We start from the raw sequence: 18149 nt of genomic DNA, 5'->3' as shown, positions 1-18149 counted from the left end.
ACCCCGTTTACCCCAGGATCTGGGCTGCTCGACCCTGTGCGTGCCCCGCCTGCTGGTCTGGATCTATTAGCTGCGCTCCTCGCGTCATCCATCCTATTCATTTGAACGAGGAGACAACCATGAAACCCTGCCAACACTGGTCGCAGGTCGAGTACCTACACCTGACGGTGAGCAACCCCAACATCCACCTGAAGGGGTGCCACAGCTACTATTCCGGCGCCTGGGACGGCCCGTTTGAAGAGGCCGCCGTGCGCTATCTGCACGGTGACAGTTTCAGCCGCAGCCCGGAGACCGGCTGGGAGCCGCTCTGGCACATCGATCAGCTGCATATCGGCGACTATGTGCAGATAGCCGCCGGGGTGAAGATCCTGATGGGCGGCAACCACACCCACAATGCCGACTTCATCAGCACCTATCCGTTTGCCGCTCTCGATGCCCTCCAGCGCAGCTATCGCCCTGCCGGCGACACCCGCATCGGCAACGACGTCTGGATCGGCATGGACGCCATGATCATGCCGGGAGTCACCCTCGGCGACGGGGCCATCATAGCGGCGCGCGCCCTGGTCAATCAGGATGTGCCGCCCTATGCCATGGTGGCCGGCACGCCGGCCAAGGTTATCAGGATGCGCTTTGCTGAGGAGGAGATCGCCCGCTTGCAGGCGCTGGCCTGGTGGGAATGGCCGGATGCCCAGGTGCAGGCCTTGCTGCCGCTGATCCAGCAAGGCGAAGTGGCCCTGCTGGAACAGGCCGCCGCGCACTGGCAGCAGGCCCGGCAGCCATCATGACGAAGCGGGGGGCATAGGCCCCCCGCAGTTGTTTTGGCAGCGACTATCCGCTCAGTTGCCGCTGCGCGACTGATTGACTCGGCACTGCTTGCCCGGATAACCGGGCAGATCCGCCGCCTTGCTGCTGCATGCCAGCCGTTTGGCCTGATAGAGGCGATCCGCCAGGTTGGCACTGTCGACCGGCAACCAGTCCATCTGCTGGCCGAGCCAGCTGGCCCAGGCAAACTCGACGAAGTAGACCTGCTCTCGCTTGTCGAAATAGCCCGCATCCTGCAGCAGGCCGGCCACCGTCCGATAGGGGTAATCCGGCAGTTCGCCGATGTGGGCTGGCAGTTGCTGCGGCGTCAGTGCACCGCCCTTTTCATCCTTGAGCCAGGCCCAGTGGTTGCACTGCATCTGGCTCCAGAAGTTCTCCTTGTCCTGCAACCTGGCGATCACCTTGACCCGCACCTGCTTCACGCCAGACTGCCACAGCGCCTTGGTCAGATGGTGCCTGTCCACCAGCCAGTAACCGCCATCGGGCGCAATGACGATGGGGATCTCTTTCTTTTTCATCAACTTGTCGAGCTGCTTTGCGCTCTTGCCCGCCAGCTCGGCCTGGGTGTTGTCGACCTGGATCTGGCCCACGCCGCCCTGGGTCGGATGCAGCTGATCTATGTTCACCTCGCACCAGCTACCAACCTGGCTCTCGCGCTCACACGGCGCCAGCGCCCAGGCCCCTTGACTGATGGCCAGGGCCAACAGGATCCATGTTCTCATTGCTCACTCCTCTGCCCGAATGGCGGGTCAAATAAGATGCCGGGGAGCCCCCTCATCCAAGGGACTCATACTGGCGGTCTGACCAGCAAACGGGATATCATGATTTCCCGTCTGTCGGCGATCACTTCTCGCCGAGTTTTCACCCCGCTTCACACTATTTGAAGGATCAACCATGAAAGGATGGAGTCCCCTGCTGGCCCTGCTGGGCTGCGCCTGTGTCCAGGCTGCCGATGTTCCACCCGGCACCCAGCTCGCCGCCGAACAGGCCGTCGTGCGTCATCTGAAAGACGAGCCCGCGAGCCTGAGCCCGCTCAAGCTGGTCGGCCTGCCCGAGTTGCAGGTACTGCGGGATCTCTACGAGGGGCTGCTGACCCAGGGACCGGACGGCAAGGTACAGCCCGGGGTCGCCGCCAGCTGGGACAACCAGGGCAATCAGCGCTTCACCTTCCATCTGCGCCCGGACGCCCGCTGGTCCAACGGCGATCCCGTGCAGGCCGCCGACTTCGTCTACGGCTGGCGCAAACTGGTCGATCCCAAAGAAGCCGCCACCTTTGCCTGGTTCGCTCAGCTGGCTCGCTTCGACAAGGTGGATGAGATCGTGGCCGGCAAGCTGCCCCCCGCAGAGCTCGGGGTGAAGGCCCTCGACCAGCATACCCTGCAGGTGACCCTCTCCCAGCCGGTGCCCTACTTCCTGAGCCTGCTGACCCACCCCAGCCTGTCTCCACTGCATCGTGCCAGCATGGAGCAATACGGCAACCAGTGGACCCAGCCCGGCAAGCTGGTCGGCAACGGTGCCTTCGTGCTGAGTCACCGGGTGGTGAACGAGAAGCTGGAGCTGACCCCCAACCCCTACTACTGGGATCGCGCCCATACCGTGCTGACCAAGGTCACCTTCGTGCCCATCAACCAGGAGAGCGCGGCCACCAACCGCTACCTGGCCGGCGACCTGCACATCACCGAATCCTTCCCCAAGGAGCAGTATCACAAACTGATGCAGCAGATCCCGGGCGAGGTCTATACCCCGGATCAGCTCGGCACCTACTACTACGCCTTCAATACCCAGCGCGCCCCCCTCAACGACGTGCGGGTGCGCAAGGCGCTCTCCTACACCATTGACCGGGGCCTCATCGCCAGCAAGATCCTGGGCACCGGAGAAAAACCGGCCTATCACTTCACCCCGGACGTGGTTGCCGGCTTCGAGCCCAAGGCCAACCTGCTCTCCAGCAGCAGTCAGCAGGAGCTGGACGACAAGGCCAGAGCCCTGCTCAAGGCGGCGGGCTACGGCCCGGCCAACCCGCTCAAGCTGACCCTGCTCTACAACACGGCCGAGGTACACAAGAAGATGGCGCTGGCCATCGCCAACCTGTGGAAACAGAAGCTGGGAGCCCGGGTCGAGCTCACCAATCAGGAGTGGAAAACCTATCTCGACAGCCGCCAGAGCGGCCAGTTCGAGGTGATCCGCTCCTCCTGGGTGGCCGACTACAATGACCCGTCCGCCTTCCTCGGCCTGTGGGGCTCCCACCACAGCGGCAACATGGCCCGCTTCGCCAACGCCGGCTACGATGCCCTGCTGGCCAAGGCTGCCAACAGCCAGGATCCCCGTGAACGGGCCCGCCTGTTCGATGAGGCCGAAACCATACTGCAGGACGAGGCGCCCATCACCCCCATCTATCAGTACACCAACGCCCGGCTGATCAAGCCCTGGCTCAAGGGCTATCCCATCAACAATCCGGAAGACGTGGCCTACAGCCGCCAGCTCTACCTCGTCAAGCACTGACCCTGTGGGGGCCGACCATGCCGGCTCCCTCTCTTCCCCTGTTCATGCTCAAGTTTTCGGCATAGAATGCCGCCCTTTCAGACAACCCTCCCTCAGTCACCGATGTTGTTATGCGCTATTTATTGATCATCGCCCTGCTGGCGGCCCTGCCCGCCCAGGCGGCCAGCGAGGCACAGTGCCGCCAGGCCTTCACCGAGTGGATGCTGGCCCAGCACAAGCAGTTCAGCGACCGCAAGGCCAGCAAGATGGAGCGGCGCAGCGCGGAGCGGGCCATCGATCAGGTGCGCAGCGAGTTCTCGAAGCGGGAGAGCTTCTGTCAGGCCATGGAGTGGGTGGAACACAACCGGGATCAGGATCCCCGCTTCACCCCGCGGATCGGGGAGATCCACGACTTCACCCCGCCGGCCGACTCGCCGTCATGAAAAAAGCCCCGAACCTGCGTTCGGGGCTTTTTCTGGGCATGACAGGTACCGATATCAATCGACGTAGAAGGTCTGCTGGAAAGTCAGCGTCTGCTGCTGCCCCTCCCCCATGATCTTCAGGGTGAACTGGTAGGTATCCTCGTTGCGATAGGGCAGCACCGCCAGATAGTAGATGGCATCCCCCTCCTTGACCTCCTGGAAGCTCAGGTTGCGGATGGTGCCGGTGAGGTTCTTGGCCTCGCCGCTGATCCCCACCGCCTGGGCGACCCCCTGCTTGTTCTGCACCGCGATGTTGACGATGCCGTTGTAGCGGCTGCGCTCCAGGCCATAGGCCTTGGCCACCTCGGGAGTGAGGAAGCTGGAGTTGAAGGCGCTGTAGTGCACCTGCCAGGGGCCCAGCTCCTTCATCTGTTCGGCCCGCAGGGGCAAGGTCAGCAGCAGTGCCAGCAGGCAGCTTATCCAGGCTGTTTTCATGGTGTCATCCTTCTCGTGTTAACCCTGATTGTCCAGCAGGGCACTGACCTCGGCGGGGATCTGCCTGGGCGCCTCGATGGCGACCGTCTTGTGCCGTCCCAGCTCCCCCCGCACGATGCGAACCTGCCCCTTGGCCACCTTGAACTGCTTGGCCAGATACTTGATCAAGTGGCTGTTGGCCTGGCCATCCACCGGCGGCGCCGTGATGGCCACTTTCAACTCTTCTCCATGCAATCCGACGATCTGATCCCGACTCGCCTTGGGCTGGATCATCAGATGCATTATCAGCTCATCCCCTTCCCGCAGGACGGCTGCCATCAAATCATCCACCACAGCTGGCCGAACAGATCACCCAACAGATAGTTTATGGCCTGCAGCCCGATAAAGGCGACCAGCACGGAGAGATCCAGCCCGCCCAGTGCCGGCAGAATGCGGCGGATGGGGGCCAGGAAGGGCTCGGTCAGCTGGTGCATCACGTATTCGATGGGGTTACGACCCTGGCTGACCCAGCTCAGGATGGCGCGGATCAGCAACACCCAGAAGATCATGGAGCCGGCCTTCTTCAGCACAGTCAGCCCGGCAAACAGGCTGAGGGTGAGCCAGTCGGCCAGCAGCACGTTCATGCTCTTGAGCAGCGCCAGTTTGGCGAAGGCGATGATGATGGCCAGCAGCACAGAGGCCATGTCGAGCCCGCCAAACCCGGGAATGACCCGGCGCAGCGGCACCACCAGCGGATTGGTCAGCTTGACCACCATCTGGCTCATGGGGTTGTAGAAGTCTGCGCGGGCCCACTGCAGCCAGACGCGCAACAGCACCACCATGAGATAGAGGTCAAAAATCGTGTTAATCAGAAAGTAAGCAGTGTTCATCTGGGCTCCAGGTTGAGACAGAGAGTAAGAGAAATCGGGTTCAGAACAGGGTTTCCATTTCGCCGGCCCGGGCAACGGCCGCCTGCATGGCGTGTGCCGTCAGCGGCATCAGTCCCTGCTGCTGGAAAGTCTTGATCGCCTCGGCGGTGGTGCCGCCCTTGCTGGTCACCTGCTCGCGCAGGGCCTGCAGCGACAGCTCGGGATTCTGCTCGACCATGGCGGCCGCCCCAAGGGCAGTCTGCTGCACCAGCAGGCGGGCCTGCTCGGGGGAGAAGCCCATGGCCTCGGCCTCCTCGGCGATGGCCTGCATGAACAGGAAGAAGTAGGCAGGTGCACTGCCGGCCGCGGCGATGACGCCGTTGATGGCTGACTCCTGCTCCACCCACAGGGTTTTGCCCACCGCCTGCATCATCTGCTCGGCCAGCTCCCGGTCAGCCTTATCGATGCCGGGCGGGGCGTACAGCCCGGTCATGCCCAGCCCCAGCAGAGAGGGGGTGTTCGGCATGGTGCGGATGATCCGGCCGTGGCCGCCCGCCATCTCGGCCAGCCGCGCCACCTTGATGCCGGCAGCGATGGAGATGAGCAGCTTGCCCTCCAGCGTGCCCAGCTGTGCCACCAGCGCGCTCAGCATGGCGGCCATCAGCTGCGGCTTGACCGCCAGCACGATCACCTCCGCCGCCCGGGCCGCCTCGGCGTTGTCCTGGGTGATGCGGATGCCATAGTCGTTGGCCAGCGCATCCAGCTTGGGCCGACTGGGGTTGGCTGCGATGATCCGGTCGGCCGGATAGCCCGCCTGAACCAGGCCGGCAATGATACTGCGGCTCATGTTGCCCGCCCCGATAAAGGCGAGGATTCTATGCTGCATCAAACGCTCCTGTTACCTGAAAAAAGCACTGCCCGATGCATCGCATCCCGGGCCTTGCTCATGAATAGTCGCGGGCACCGAAGATGGCGGTACCGACCCGCACCATGGTGCTGCCGTGGCCGATCGCCAGTTCGAGATCCTCGGTCATCCCCATCGAGAGGGTATCGACACCCGGGTATTGTTGCGCAAGCTCGGTGAACAGAGTCTGCATGCGCACCATCTGGGCGGCCAGCACCGCCTCGTCGCTGGTGTGCTCCGGAATCGCCATCAGGCCGCGCAGCCGCAGCCGTTCACAGCGGGAGACCAGTTCGGCCAGGCGGAAAATCTCTTGCTCCGACGTTCCGGATTTGCTGCTCTCTCCGCTAATATTGATTTGCAGACAGACATTTAGCGGCGCGAGCCCGCTCGGGCGCTGGTTGTTCAGGCGTTCGATCAGCTTCTCTCTGTCCACGCTCTGCACCCAGTCGAAACGCTCGGCCACCAGCCTGGACTTGTTCGATTGCAGCGGGCCGATAAAGTGCCACTCGATGTCTGCACAGATCCCTTGCTCACGCAGGGTATCTATCTTGGTCGCCGCTTCCTGGGCGTAGGATTCGCCAAAGCGGCGCTGACCGGCGGCATAGGCCTCGCAAACGGCCTCCAGCGGTTTGGTCTTGCTGACCGCCAGCAGTTGGATGTGATCGCGGCTTCGGCCCGCGCGACTGGCGGCTTGTACAATACGTTCCTTGACCTGAAGCAGGTGCTCGGCAATCTGGTTCATGTTTCGTTAGTGATCTTGTGATGGGAGAATGACAAATCTATGGATATCACAGAGTTATTGGCTTTCAGTGTAAAACATAAAGCCTCGGATCTACACCTCTCGGCCGGGGTTCCCCCGATGATCAGGGTTGATGGCGAGGTTCGCAAGATCAATTTGCCCGCCCTGGAACACCGGGAAGTGCACGCCCTCATCTACGACATCATGAACGATCACCAGCGCAAGGAACTGGAAGAGAACTTCGAGGTGGACTTCTCGTTCGAGGTGCCGAACCTGGCTCGCTTCCGGGTCAACGCCTTCCAGCAGGCACGCGGCTCAGGCGCGGTATTTCGTACCATCCCCAGCACTGTGCTGAGCCTCGAAGATTTGGACGCGCCGGAGATCTTTCGCAAGATTGCCGAATACCCGCGCGGCCTGGTGCTGGTGACCGGCCCGACCGGCTCGGGTAAATCCACCACCCTGGCGGCCATGGTCAACTACATCAACGAGAACTTTCATCACCACATCCTCACCATCGAGGATCCCATCGAATTCGTGCACGAGAACAAGCGCTGCCTGGTGAACCAGCGGGAAGTGCACCGCGACACCAAGAGCTTCAGCAACGCCCTGCGCTCGGCGCTGCGGGAAGACCCGGACATCATCCTGGTGGGCGAGATGCGCGACCTGGAAACCATTCGCCTCGCCATGACCGCGGCCGAGACCGGTCACCTGGTGTTCGGCACCCTGCACACCTCGTCGGCGGCCAAGACCATCGACCGGATCATCGACGTCTTCCCCGGTGCGGAAAAAGACATGGTGCGCTCCATGCTCTCAGAGTCGCTGCGGGCGGTCATCTCCCAGACCCTGCTCAAGCGCATCGGTGGCGGCCGGGTGGCGGCCCACGAGATCATGATGGGCATTCCCGCCGTGCGTAACCTCATCCGGGAAGACAAGATCGCCCAGCTCTACTCGGTGATCCAGACCGGGATGACCCACGGCATGCAGACCATGGACCAGAGCCTCAAGCAGCTGGTGAGCCGCGGCGTAGTGGCGGCGCTGGATGCCAAGGCCAAGGCGGTCGATCCCAACACCATCTAACCACGACGAATCTAGGGAAGGAGTCGTTATGAATCTGGATGCCCTGCTGACCGAGCTGGTCGCCCGTAAAGGCTCGGATCTGTTCATCACGGTCGGCACGCCGCCGACCCTCAAGGTCAACGGCCATCTGCAGTCGCTGGCAGAAGCCCCCCTCGACAAGGCAAGGGCGCTGGCGCTGGTCAAGGAGACCCTGAGCCAGGAGCACTTCGAGCGCTACCTGCACACCAAGGAGGCCAACTACGCCATCCACCGCGAGGAGCTTGGCCGCTTTCGGGTCAGCGCCTTCTGGCAGCAGGAGCTGCCGGGCATGGTGCTGCGCCGTATCGAGACCCGCATCCCCACCTTCGACGAGCTGGCGCTGCCCCCCATCCTACAGGAGATCGCCCTGGCCAAACGCGGGCTGGTGCTGTTCGTCGGTGCCACCGGCGCTGGCAAATCCACCACCCAGGCGGCCATGATCGGCTATCGCAACCAGCATGTGGACGGCCACATCCTGACGGTGGAAGATCCGGTGGAATTCGTGCATCAGCACGGCCGCAGCCTGATCACCCAGCGCGAGGTGGGCATAGACACAGCGTCATTCGACGTGGCGCTGAAGAGTTCGCTGCGCCAGGCGCCAGATGTGATCCTGATCGGCGAAATTCGCAGCCAGGAGACCATGGAGTTTGCCCTCCAGTTTGCCGAGACCGGCCACCTCTGCCTCGCCACCCTGCACGCCAACAATGCCAACCAGGCGCTGGACCGCATCCTGCACCTGGTCCCTCAGGAGAAACACCGCCAGTTCCTGTTCGATCTCTCCTTCAACCTGCGTGCCATCGTGGCCCAGCAACTGCTGCCCAGCCTAGACGGGCGCCGTCGCTGTGCGGCCTTCGAGGTGCTGCTCAACACCCCGCTCATCACCGACATCGTCCGCAAGGGGGAGATGCACCGGCTCAAGGAAGTGATGACCAAGTCCACCGAGCTCGGCATGCAGACCTTCGATCAGGCGCTGTTCGCCCTGTTCTGTGCCGGCCAAATTGGCTACAGTGAGGCCCTTGCCCATGCCGACTCGGCCAACGACCTGCGACTGCTGATCAAGCTGTCGGGGCGCGAGCAGCTGGGTGCAGGCACTCTCGACAACGTTACCCTGGATGAATGAGGGGCGTGCGTCACCGCTATAAAGGATCGTTATGCTGATTGTGGTTTCCCCGGCCAAGACGCTGGACTACGAGTCGCCGCTGGTGACTTCCCGTTTCACCCAACCCGAGCTGCTGGACCACTCCGCCGAGCTGATCGGCCGGGCCCGCCAGCTGAGCCCGGACCAGATCGCCAGCCTGATGAAGATCAGCGACAAGCTGGCCGGCCTCAACACCGCCCGCTTTGCCGACTGGCAACCCGACTTCAGCCCGGCCAACGCCCGCCAGGCGCTGCTAGCCTTCAAGGGGGATGTCTATACGGGGCTGGCGGTGGAAGATTTCAGCGAGGCAGATCTCGACTTCGCCCAGGCACACCTGCGCATGCTCTCCGGTCTCTACGGGGTGCTGCGCCCGCTCGATCTGATGATGTCCTACCGGCTGGAGATGGGGATCCGCCTCAACAACGCGCGTGGCAAGGATCTCTACCAGTTCTGGGGCGACATCATCACCGCCCACCTGAACAAGGCGCTGGCTGCCCAGGGAGACGAGGTGTTGATCAACCTGGCTTCCGACGAGTACTTCAAGTCGGTACGCCCCAAGGCCCTGCAGGGGCGCATTATCACGCCGGTGTTCAAGGACGAGAAGAACGGCCAGTTCAAGATCATCAGCTTCTACGCCAAGAAGGCGCGCGGCATGATGGCCCGTCACATCATCAAGCACCGGCTCACCAAGGTGGAGCAGCTGACCGGGTTCAACGCCGATGGCTACTACTTCGTACCGGAAGAGTCCGACGCCAATACCCTGATGTTCAAACGCGCTGAAAATTAATTACGGCCCGAGGGAACCAAATTCAGGATCCCCAAGTCTGAATAGGTGAATCCTCTGTTGTAAGCACTTTTTATTGGCCGACGTTTATACGTCGGCTTTTTTCTTTTCTGGCCCCCGTCGAGTGAGCAGCAGATAGCACAACGGCCATCCGGGGATGGCCGTTGTGGCGGGCAGGCTTACTTCTTTTTCTTCTTGGCCGACTTCTTCTTGTCGTCCTTCGGCTTTTTCTTCTTCACCGGTACCCGTGCCTCTTTATGTTTGGGGCGCAGTTCGTCGATCACCCGACGCTTGAGACGCTCTTCGGTGTAGCGCTCGATCTTGGCGACCATCGCCATGTCGTGAGCTTCCACCAGGCTGATGGCGCAACCGCGGTTGCCGGCACGGCCGGTGCGGCCGATCCGGTGGACGTAGACATCGGCGCCGTAGGGCATGTCGTAGTTGATGACATGGCTGACGTTGGGCAGGTCGATGCCGCGGGCGGCCACATCGGTGGCGATGAGGAAGGGCACTTCCCCTTCATGGAACTTGCGGATCGACTCGATGCGCTTGCTCTGCTCCATCTCGCCGCGGATCCAGGCGCAGGAGACGCCAGCCGCCTGCAGCTGACCGGACAGCTCCGCCAGCCGCTCACGGGTCTTGACGAAGATGATGGCCTTCTGGGTCTCGGGATCTTTCAGAATATGCACCAGCAGGGCCAGCTTGTGAGCAGCATCGTCGGCCAGGTGCACCCACTGGGTGATGGGGCGACGTTCGCTGCGGGGCGGCTCGGCGTGCAGCTCCACCGGCTCCTTCAGGATATCGTTGGCGAATTTCTCAAGCCCAGCCCCTTCCAGGGTGGCGGAGAAGAGCATGGTGTGCTTGCGGTAGCGCGCCTCTTCCACGATGCGGTTCACATCCTTGATGAAGCCCATGTCCAGCATGCGGTCCGCTTCGTCCAGCACCAGTACCTCGATGTCGTGGCTCTCGAACTCCTCTTTCTCGATGTACTCGAGCAGACGGCCCGGGGTGGCCACCACAATGTCGGTGGTTTTGGTCAGGGCCGGCAATTGCTCTTCATGGCTGACACCGCCGATGATGGTCTCGATGCTGAGGTTGGTGTGAGCCGCCAGCGCCTTGGCGTGGGCGGTAACCTGCAGCGCCAGCTCGCGGGTCGGGGTCAGCACCAGCATCCGGCACGGGCCCGGCTTGCGGCGCGGGAAGTCCAGCAGGTGCTGCAGAGCAGGCAGCAGGAAGGCGGCGGTCTTGCCGGTACCGGTCGGAGCGGATGCCAGAATATCGCGGCCGTCCAGGGCTGGCTCCAGCACCATCTGCTGAATGGTGGTGGGGCGGGTGAAACCCATCTCGGCCAAGGCCCGGTTGAGGGCTGGATTCAGGTCGAAATCATCAAAGGACTGGCTCATGGCAATACTCGGTCATTAAGGAAACGGCAGATTATAGGCGATTATGTCGTCGGCTCCTATGGCGACTGTGGCTTAGTCGCTATAATCGCCGACCATTTTCTGCGGCGCTGGCACAGGACGGGAGTCGGATGGGACGAAACAGCGGTTTTACCTTCAAGCAATTTCACGTCGCGCACGATCGCTGCGCCATGAAAGTCGGCACCGATGGCATCCTGCTCGGCGCCTGGGCACCTGTCACCAACGCCCGCCGGGTGCTCGACATTGGCAGCGGCAGCGGCCTCATCGCCCTGATGCTGGCCCAGCGCAGCCCTGCCGACTGTCGCATCGATGCGGTAGAGCTGGATAGCAATGCAGCCCGGCAGGCTCGCGAGAATGCGGCAGCCTCCCCCTGGCATGAACGGGTCACCGTCATCGAGAGTGCCATTCAAACCTATCAGGCCGCCCCTTACGATCTCATCGTCTCCAACCCGCCCTACTTCGTGGCGGGCCAGTCATTTCGCGATCCGGCCAGGGCACTGGCACGTCATACCGGCGGCCTCGACAGCCGGGATCTGCTGGCCGCCTGTGACCGACTATTGGCCCCCAACGGCGAGGTTGCGCTGGTCGTGCCAACGGCCATGGCCGATGAAATTTTATGCATCTCGGCGGATTATGATCTGCACGCCGTTTGTTATACAGCTGTTATCACCAGAGCTGGAAAAGAGGCAAATCGTGTTTTATTGCGACTTGGCAGAGGATTAAACAAGTGTGAGCAGGGTGAAATTGTGATCCATTCTGCTGATGGAACCTATTCCGACAGATACATCCAACTAACCAGCCCCTTCTATTTGAAGATGTAAATTTCGTCTTGAACTATTTTTTCACGCCATTATGCTGACTCCTAAACGAGCGCCCGCTCAAGACCAGCTCAAACCACTGGTTGCGATGAAAAAACAAGCGGGGCTCCTTTTTTTTACCCCTGAACAATATCGGTCACTGACCAATAAAAAACTATAACAAGCAATAGTTTACAAGACAGACGAGGTTGAACTTGACGAAATCACTCACATTGTCCGACGTGCTCGGATTGGGCTTCATGACCTTCGCCTTCTATCTGGGCGCCGGCAACATCATCTTCCCGCCGCTGGCTGGTTACATGGCAGGTGAGCACCTCTCTCTCGCCATGCTGGGTTTCCTGGTCACTGCCGTCGGTCTGCCCCTCATCACCATCATCGCCGTCGCCAAGGCAGGCAACGGCTGGGCCGGCATGACCAAGCTGCTGCCGGCCGGCGTCGCCACCGCACTGGCCGTCGCCATCTACATCATCATCGGTCCGGCCTTCGCCGCCCCCCGTACCGGGCTGGTGGCCTACGAAATGGGCCTCAAACCCTTCATCGGTGACATGGGTCAGGCCGGTCTGGCTGCCTACACAGTGCTGTTCTTCGGCGTGGCCATCCTGGTCTCCATGAATCAGGGCAAGCTGATGGATGCCATCGGCAAATACCTGACCCCGGTGCTGATGCTGTTGCTGCTGACCCTCGCCATCGGTGTGTTCGTCGCCCCGCAAGGTGATATGCCGGCCTCTTCCGGTGACTATCAGAACGGCCCCTTCGTGAAAGGGATCCTGGAAGGCTACAACACCATGGACACCCTGGCGTCCCTGATGTTCGGTGCCCTGATCGTCGACCTGCTGCGCCAGAAAGGCATTCATGACTACCAGAGCCAGTTCAAGTACCTGGCCATTGCCGGCATCATCTCCGCCATCGGTCTGTCCGTGGTCTACGTCTCCCTGTTCCAGCTGGGCAACACCGCAGCCGGCGTCGCCACCGACATCAGCAACGGCGGCGCCATCGTCAACGCCTACGTGTTGAGCCTGTTCGGTCAGCCGGGTCAGTTCATCCTGGCCGCCATCATCACCCTGGCCTGTTTCACCACCGCCGTGGGCCTGATCTCCGCCTGCTCCGACTTCTTCCACAACCTCACCGGCATGAGCTACAAGAAGCTGGTGGTGTTGCTGGGGGTCATCTGCGCCGTGGTCGCCAACGTGGGCCTGAGCCAGCTCATCAGCCTCTCCATCCCGGTGCTGGTCGCCATCTACCCGGTTGCCGTGGCACTGGTGCTGGTCACCTTCCTGAAGGGTTACTTCGGTCGTCCGCGCCTGGTGTTCCGCGCCGTGCTGATGGTCGCCTTCCTGTTCGGCTGCCTGGACGGCCTGGGCGCCGCCGGCATGAAGATGGATGCGTTTGCCTTCCTGCCGCTGTTCGACAAGGGCCTGGCCTGGCTGCTGCCGACGCTGCTGGCCTGTGGCCTCGGCATGGCGGTACGCTCCGGCGAGAAACTGGCCGCCGAAGCCGCCTGATTTCACTCCCGTCCGTATTAAAGAGCCTGCCTTGCGCAGGCTCTTTTGTTTGTCTGTCCACAGCCTTTTACCACCCGTTACCCCTTTCCTGCGGCCAGCCCCCTGCCGCCATGCCGACCTCTTTCACTGCTGCCAACCGCTGGCTAATCGGTGATTTATTCTGGCCAATTAAATTGTTTCAAGATATTAATGTGTGATTGAGATCAAATTTCTCTTCTTTATGCTCAGAAGAGAACTCCTTCGCCGATGTGCTCATCGTGGAGGAGAGGGAAGCATTGTTATCCGGTTATCTGCCAGGCAGTGGGTGCAATCAACAAGAACAAGCTGATAAGGCAGATGAGGTCAGGTTTGACGAAATCACTGAAGTTGTCCGACGTATTCGGACTGGGTTTTATGACGTTTGCTTTCTATCTGGGGGCAGGCAACATCATTTTTCCACCGCTCGCCGGCTTTATGGCCGGTGAACATTTGATGCCAGCCATGGTCGGCTTTCTGCTGACAGCGGTGGGCCTCCCTCTGCTGACGCTGGTCGCCGTTGCCAGAGGCAGCGCCGGACAAGGCAGCAGCGGCTGGACGGCAATGACCCGCTATCTGCCGACGTGGGCAGCCACGGCGCTGGCCATCGCCATCTACATCATCATGGGGCCGGCCTTTGCCACCCCCCGCACCGGGCTGGTGGCTTATGAAATGGGGCTCAAGCCCTGGCTCGGTGAAGCTGGCCAACACGGGCTGCTGCTCTACAGCCTGCTCTTCTTCGCGCTGGTGATCCTGGTATCGCTGGATCGGGGCAGGCTGCTCGATGCGGTGGGCAAGTACATGACACCTGTCTTGATGGTGATGTTGCTGATCCTGGCGGTCGGAGTCTTGGTTGACCCGCAAGGCACCCTGCCAGAGGCCAGCGGCGACTATACGGATACGCCGCTCATCAAGGGGATGCTGGAGGGGTACAACACCATGGATACCCTCGGCTCGCTGATGTTCGGTGCTCTCATCATCGGTCTGCTGCAACGCAGGGGCATCGAGGGCTACCCGAGCCAGTTCAAGTACCTGACCATCGCGGGCCTCATCTCGGCGGTTGGCCTCTCAGCGGTCTACATCTCCCTGTTCTACCTGGGCAACAGTGCAGCGGGCGTGGTGACCAACGTCGACAATGGCGGCGCCATCGTCAACGCCTATGTTCTGAGCCTGTTCGGCCACTACGGCCAGTTGATCCTGGCCGCCATCATCACCCTGGCCTGCTTCACCAGCGCGGTCGGCCTGCTCTGCGCCAGCGCCGACTACTTCCACGGTCTGGCCGGCTGGACATACCGCAAGTGGGTACTGCTGATGGGATGCGTCTCCATCCTGGTGGCCAACGTCGGGCTGAGCCAGCTCATCAGCCTCTCCATCCCGGTGCTGGTCGCCATCTACCCGGTCGCCATCGCACTGGTGCTGGTGACCTTTGTACAGGGCTATTTTGGCCGGCCACAGCTGGCGTTTCGTGCCGTGCTGCTGGTGGCGTTTCTGTTCGGCTGTCTGGACGGGCTGGGCGCGGCCGGCATGCAGATGGATGCGTTCGCCTTCCTGCCGCTGTTCGACAAGGGGCTGGCCTGGCTGCTGCCCACCCTGCTGACCTGCGGCTTCGGCATGCTGCTGCGCCCCCGCGAAGATCTGGCCGCCGAAGCGGCCTGATCAACCGGGCGACCAACGACAAGAGGCCAGCATCAGCTGGCCTCTTGCATTGCATCCGTCATCCTGGCTGCTACAGCAGCGGGTCTACCTGCTTGGGTCTGCCTGCCAGGCCATACCAATGGGCCTCAACCTGCCCGGCATGCCACTCAAAGGTGCCCCAGGGCTGGTCTGCCTGCCAGCGCGGAAAGTTCACCACCACCCGGTTGTCTTCGTACTTGTAGAGCGAGGTGGTGATCTGGAGATCAGACAGGATGAGCAGCAGGGCCCAACCGATGAAGAACCATTTCAGCGCTTTCCACATAGGGTTACTCGAAACAGATCTCGATGGTGGCACGACCGTAATCTGATTCGAATGGCATCATGATCTTGGTGCCGTCGGCGCGATGGGTGATGGTGTGATTGGGGCCGGAGACGATGATGGGGGTCGCCATGTCGAACTCATACCCCTTCTCCCCCAGCATGCGCTTGGCGCCGCCAGTCACCATGTTGGTGATCTCGCCCACCATGTCGGTCACTTCTTCATTGATGGTGGCCGGAGCCTCGCCCAGCATCCGGCGCATGATCTCCAGCGCCAGCCCCTTCTCGAAGCTGATGGAGAGCGAGCCACGGGTCTGCGGGCCGACCATGCCGATGAGGCCAGAGACATCGCCGCGCGCCAGCTCGTCCATCTTGCGTTTGGGTTTGCCCGGCTTGAGCTCGAGCTGTGCCATGGTGGAGAGCACATTGAGCAGGGAGAGCAGGAACGGGTTTACAAAATCAGCCTTCATGTTGACTTCCTACGGTGGGCGTACAGCGAGCACATTGGCCATGTGCCTCTATTGTCTTATTGGTAATAGTAAAGCCATGCAAGTGGGCTTGCTCGGAAAACGCGCCATCGATCGCCGCGTCATGCAACTCGACCACCTCGCCACACCGATCGCAGATGAGCAGTTGCATCGGGTGGGCATGATCGAAGTGACAGCAGAAAATGAAGGCGTTGAGCGACTCCACCTTGTGGGCAAAGCCCTGTTCGAGCAGAAAATCCAATGCCCGATAAACGGTCGGCGGCTTGGCATGGGCCTCGGTCTGCTGCAACTGGGCCAACAGATCATAGGCGCTGATGGCATTGCCGTGGGCAGCCAGCAGCCTGAATACCTGACGTCGGGTAGGGGTGAAGCGGATCCCGCGTTGTTCGCAGAGTCGTTCGGCTCGTTGTAAAAGTTGGTCTTGATTCATGATCACGCAATTACCCTTTTTATTAGCCGGATACTATCACAGGGCCTCGCATGGCGCGGCGACAAAATTCATTTTCTGGGGCTGCCTCACGTTGTGGTAAAATCCGCCCCCTTTGTTTAGCCAACCCGGATGATTTTTATGCAGGCGCAGCGTTTTTCCATCGCCCCCATGCTGGACTGGACCGATCGGCATTGCCGTTATTTCCATCGTCTGATGACTCGCCAGACCTTGCTTTATACCGAAATGGTGACCACCGGTGCCATCATCCACGGCAAGGGAGATTATCTGGGTTACAGCGAGCAGGAGCACCCCATCTCCCTGCAGCTGGGTGGTAGCAATCCGGCCGATCTGGCGCGCTGTGCCAAGCTGGCCGAGGAGCGCGGCTATGACGAGGTGAACATCAACGTCGGCTGTCCCTCCGATCGAGTGCAGAATGGTCGCTTTGGTGCCTGCCTGATGGGTGAGCCCGCCCTGGTGGCTGACTGCGTCAAGGCGATGCGCGATGTGGTAGGCATACCGGTAACGGTGAAGACCCGCATCGGCATCGACGATCAGGACTCCTACGAATTTCTGCAGGCCTTCATCGAACAGGTTCGTGACGCCGGTTGCGACACCTTCATCGTCCATGCCCGCAAGGCGTGGCTGAGCGGCCTGAGCCCCAAGGAAAACCGCGAGATCCCGCCGCTCGATTATCCCCGTGTCTATCGGGTCAAGCAGGATTACCCGGAGCTGACCATCGCCATCAACGGCGGCGTCACCTCCATGGAGCAGACTCTCGAGCACCTGCAGCACCTGGATGGTGTCATGATGGGGCGCGAAGCCTATCAGAATCCCTACATTCTGGCGCAGGTGGATAACCTGGTGTTCGGCCAGAACAATGCCGTGCCGAGCCGCCACGAGGTGGTGCGGATGATGCTGCCCTATATCGAGCAGGAGCTGGCCAAGGGTAACTATCTCTCCCACATGACCCGCCACATGCTGGGGCTGTTCCAGAACATGCAGGGAGCTCGCGCCTGGCGCCGTCACCTGAGTGAAAACGCCTGCAAGCCGGGAGCGGATATCCAGGTGGTGCTGGATGCCATGGCCAAGGTGCCGGAATTCGCCACCACGGAGGCGGCGGAGTAACCATGTACCGTTTCACCGGCTCCTGGCTGCACAAGGCCATCGTCCGGCTCTGCGCCGGCCTGCTTGCCATTCTGGGCATCAAACTCAGCGCCTTTTACTTCCTCGGCTTGCTCATCGTGCTGGGGCTGCATCGGGATCAGTTGCTCGGCTGAGTTAGCCCCACGTCGACCAATAAAAAAACCGGCAACACCCTGTGTTGCCGGTTTTTTATTGTCTCTTCAGCCTCGCTAATCGCCTTTGTCCACGAACTGCAGCTCGGGCGCTCTGGACGTCAGCACATCGGCGCAATAATCCCAGGTCGAGATGCGGTAGTGCTGCAGATCTTCGTCCAGGTGCAGACCATCCGACTCCTGATGGAACCAGCTGGCAAATCGGGACGGGGTGATGAGCTGGATCTGCTCCTCGATGGCATGGCTATCCTTGCCCTCCGCCAGATCGCAATCCTCCATCACTCGCACCGCAAAGATATGCCGAAAATAGACCCGACAGAGGATCTGCGGCGGCAGATCGATGCTGCGAGCCCTGCCCAGCATGATGGTAAGGGAGTCGCTCCAGATATCCTGATGAAGTTCGGCCACAACCAGGCCCGGGGGGAGTTGGCGGGACGGAGCCCAAGGTACGGCAACCTGCCGAATGGCATTTTTCTGTTCCATCATCCACCTCACTACGGCG

The 18149-nt window shown here is 61.3% G+C and carries 22 protein-coding genes; 11 read left to right on the top strand and 11 right to left on the bottom strand.

Annotated elements, in window-relative coordinates:
- Positions 1 to 119: 119 nt before the first annotated feature.
- The gene (locus ACPW75_RS00320; protein WP_077095137.1) at positions 120 to 785 is read left to right on the top strand and encodes a CatB-related O-acetyltransferase; all 666 of its coding nucleotides are present in this window, start codon (positions 120 to 122) and stop codon (positions 783 to 785) included.
- 51 nt (positions 786 to 836) lie between these two features.
- Here the strand turns inward: ACPW75_RS00320 and ACPW75_RS00315 are convergent, their stop codons facing one another.
- Positions 837 to 1544 (bottom strand): ParB-like protein, encoded by a 708-nt coding sequence (locus ACPW75_RS00315; RefSeq protein ID WP_011707381.1) that lies wholly within the window; start codon positions 1542 to 1544, stop codon positions 837 to 839.
- 172 nt (positions 1545 to 1716) lie between these two features.
- Between ACPW75_RS00315 and ACPW75_RS00310 the strand changes: the two genes are divergently transcribed.
- Together ACPW75_RS00310 and ACPW75_RS00305 are read left to right on the top strand one after the other, a co-directional pair.
- Positions 1717 to 3321, top strand: coding sequence for a peptide ABC transporter substrate-binding protein (locus ACPW75_RS00310; protein WP_077095138.1), 1605 nt, complete (start codon positions 1717 to 1719; stop codon positions 3319 to 3321).
- A 110-nt stretch (positions 3322 to 3431) separates the two neighbouring features.
- On the top strand, positions 3432 to 3743 hold the full coding sequence (locus ACPW75_RS00305; protein ID WP_039213697.1) for a hypothetical protein: 312 nt from the start codon (positions 3432 to 3434) through the stop codon (positions 3741 to 3743).
- A gap of 54 nt (positions 3744 to 3797) precedes the next feature.
- On the opposite strand, the gene ACPW75_RS00300 is transcribed toward ACPW75_RS00305, so the two are convergent.
- The 5 genes from ACPW75_RS00300 to ACPW75_RS00280 are packed head-to-tail and all read right to left on the bottom strand — an operon-like array spanning position 3798 to position 6711.
- Positions 3798 to 4217, bottom strand: coding sequence for a DUF4426 domain-containing protein (locus ACPW75_RS00300; RefSeq protein ID WP_011707384.1), 420 nt, complete (start codon positions 4215 to 4217; stop codon positions 3798 to 3800).
- Positions 4218 to 4235: 18 nt separating this feature from the next.
- Complete coding sequence (yggU, locus tag ACPW75_RS00295; protein ID WP_011707385.1) at positions 4236 to 4535, bottom strand: DUF167 family protein YggU; 300 nt, start codon at positions 4533 to 4535, stop codon at positions 4236 to 4238.
- Positions 4535 to 5086: a YggT family protein gene (locus tag ACPW75_RS00290; RefSeq protein ID WP_016351969.1), complete on the bottom strand. Its 552-nt coding sequence runs from the start codon at positions 5084 to 5086 to the stop codon at positions 4535 to 4537. Before ACPW75_RS00290 ends, yggU begins: the two co-directional genes overlap by 1 nt.
- Before the next feature lie 40 nt (positions 5087 to 5126).
- Positions 5127 to 5951, bottom strand: a complete 825-nt coding sequence (gene proC, locus ACPW75_RS00285) for a pyrroline-5-carboxylate reductase (RefSeq protein ID WP_077095139.1) — start codon at positions 5949 to 5951, stop codon at positions 5127 to 5129.
- Positions 5952 to 6009: 58 nt separating this feature from the next.
- Entirely contained in the window at positions 6010 to 6711 is a 702-nt protein-coding gene (locus tag ACPW75_RS00280) for a YggS family pyridoxal phosphate-dependent enzyme (RefSeq protein WP_077095140.1), read from the bottom strand.
- A 39-nt stretch (positions 6712 to 6750) separates the two neighbouring features.
- Between ACPW75_RS00280 and tapT the strand changes: the two genes are divergently transcribed.
- Genes tapT through yaaA form a run of 3 tightly spaced genes read left to right on the top strand, consistent with a single transcriptional unit; the run spans position 6751 to position 9728 of the window.
- Entirely contained in the window at positions 6751 to 7785 is a 1035-nt protein-coding gene (gene tapT, locus ACPW75_RS00275) for a type IVa pilus ATPase TapT (protein ID WP_011707389.1), read from the top strand.
- Between the two features lie 28 nt (positions 7786 to 7813).
- Complete coding sequence (gene tapU / locus ACPW75_RS00270; protein ID WP_017411211.1) at positions 7814 to 8923, top strand: type IVa pilus ATPase TapU; 1110 nt, start codon at positions 7814 to 7816, stop codon at positions 8921 to 8923.
- Positions 8924 to 8954: 31 nt separating this feature from the next.
- Complete coding sequence (gene yaaA / locus ACPW75_RS00265) at positions 8955 to 9728, top strand: peroxide stress protein YaaA (RefSeq protein WP_077095141.1); 774 nt, start codon at positions 8955 to 8957, stop codon at positions 9726 to 9728.
- Between the two features lie 176 nt (positions 9729 to 9904).
- Here yaaA and srmB read toward each other — a convergent pair whose 3' ends face one another.
- A complete protein-coding gene (gene srmB / locus ACPW75_RS00260) occupies positions 9905 to 11128 on the bottom strand; it encodes an ATP-dependent RNA helicase SrmB (protein WP_016351974.1) in 1224 nt (407 codons plus the stop codon).
- A gap of 128 nt (positions 11129 to 11256) precedes the next feature.
- On the opposite strand from srmB, the gene ACPW75_RS00255 reads away from it, so the two are divergent.
- The 3 genes from ACPW75_RS00255 (at position 11257) to brnQ (ACPW75_RS00245) (ending at position 15137) form a co-directional block, all read left to right on the top strand.
- On the top strand, positions 11257 to 11967 hold the full coding sequence (locus tag ACPW75_RS00255; protein WP_077095142.1) for a tRNA1(Val) (adenine(37)-N6)-methyltransferase: 711 nt from the start codon (positions 11257 to 11259) through the stop codon (positions 11965 to 11967).
- 191 nt (positions 11968 to 12158) lie between these two features.
- Positions 12159 to 13466 (top strand): branched-chain amino acid transport system II carrier protein, encoded by a 1308-nt coding sequence (brnQ, locus tag ACPW75_RS00250; RefSeq protein ID WP_011707394.1) that lies wholly within the window; start codon positions 12159 to 12161, stop codon positions 13464 to 13466.
- Positions 13467 to 13859: 393 nt separating this feature from the next.
- Positions 13860 to 15137 (top strand): branched-chain amino acid transport system II carrier protein, encoded by a 1278-nt coding sequence (gene brnQ, locus ACPW75_RS00245; RefSeq protein WP_232105266.1) that lies wholly within the window; start codon positions 13860 to 13862, stop codon positions 15135 to 15137.
- Positions 15138 to 15207: 70 nt separating this feature from the next.
- Here the strand turns inward: brnQ (ACPW75_RS00245) and ACPW75_RS00240 are convergent, their stop codons facing one another.
- From ACPW75_RS00240 to zur, 3 genes are read right to left on the bottom strand one after another with little or no spacing between them, the layout of a single operon-like run.
- The gene (locus ACPW75_RS00240; RefSeq protein WP_179101286.1) at positions 15208 to 15438 is read right to left on the bottom strand and encodes a hypothetical protein; all 231 of its coding nucleotides are present in this window, start codon (positions 15436 to 15438) and stop codon (positions 15208 to 15210) included.
- A gap of 4 nt (positions 15439 to 15442) precedes the next feature.
- Positions 15443 to 15904 carry a chemotaxis protein CheX gene (locus ACPW75_RS00235; RefSeq protein ID WP_016351979.1) on the bottom strand — a complete coding sequence of 154 codons (462 nt, stop codon included), beginning with the start codon at positions 15902 to 15904 and terminating at the stop codon, positions 15443 to 15445.
- Entirely contained in the window at positions 15894 to 16352 is a 459-nt protein-coding gene (zur, locus tag ACPW75_RS00230) for a zinc uptake transcriptional repressor Zur (RefSeq protein WP_075384504.1), read from the bottom strand. The genes ACPW75_RS00235 and zur overlap by 11 nt, the downstream gene beginning before the upstream one ends.
- Positions 16353 to 16490: 138 nt before the next feature.
- Here zur and dusA point away from each other — a divergent pair, with 138 nt between their 5' ends.
- Both dusA and ACPW75_RS00220 read left to right on the top strand, forming a co-directional pair.
- A complete protein-coding gene (dusA, locus tag ACPW75_RS00225) occupies positions 16491 to 17477 on the top strand; it encodes a tRNA dihydrouridine(20/20a) synthase DusA (RefSeq protein WP_077095144.1) in 987 nt (328 codons plus the stop codon).
- A 2-nt stretch (positions 17478 to 17479) separates the two neighbouring features.
- Positions 17480 to 17629 (top strand): hypothetical protein, encoded by a 150-nt coding sequence (locus ACPW75_RS00220; RefSeq protein ID WP_011707400.1) that lies wholly within the window; start codon positions 17480 to 17482, stop codon positions 17627 to 17629.
- A 75-nt stretch (positions 17630 to 17704) separates the two neighbouring features.
- Here ACPW75_RS00220 and ACPW75_RS00215 read toward each other — a convergent pair whose 3' ends face one another.
- Entirely contained in the window at positions 17705 to 18130 is a 426-nt protein-coding gene (locus ACPW75_RS00215) for a hypothetical protein (RefSeq protein ID WP_010636148.1), read from the bottom strand.
- Positions 18131 to 18149: the final 19 nt, after the last annotated feature.

The sequence above is a fragment of the Aeromonas sp. FL131 genome, assembly GCF_049860615.1.
GTDB lineage: Bacteria > Pseudomonadota > Gammaproteobacteria > Enterobacterales > Aeromonadaceae > Aeromonas > Aeromonas hydrophila.
Note: the sequence above shows the minus strand (reverse complement) of the source record. Positions and strands in the feature narration are given on the sequence as shown.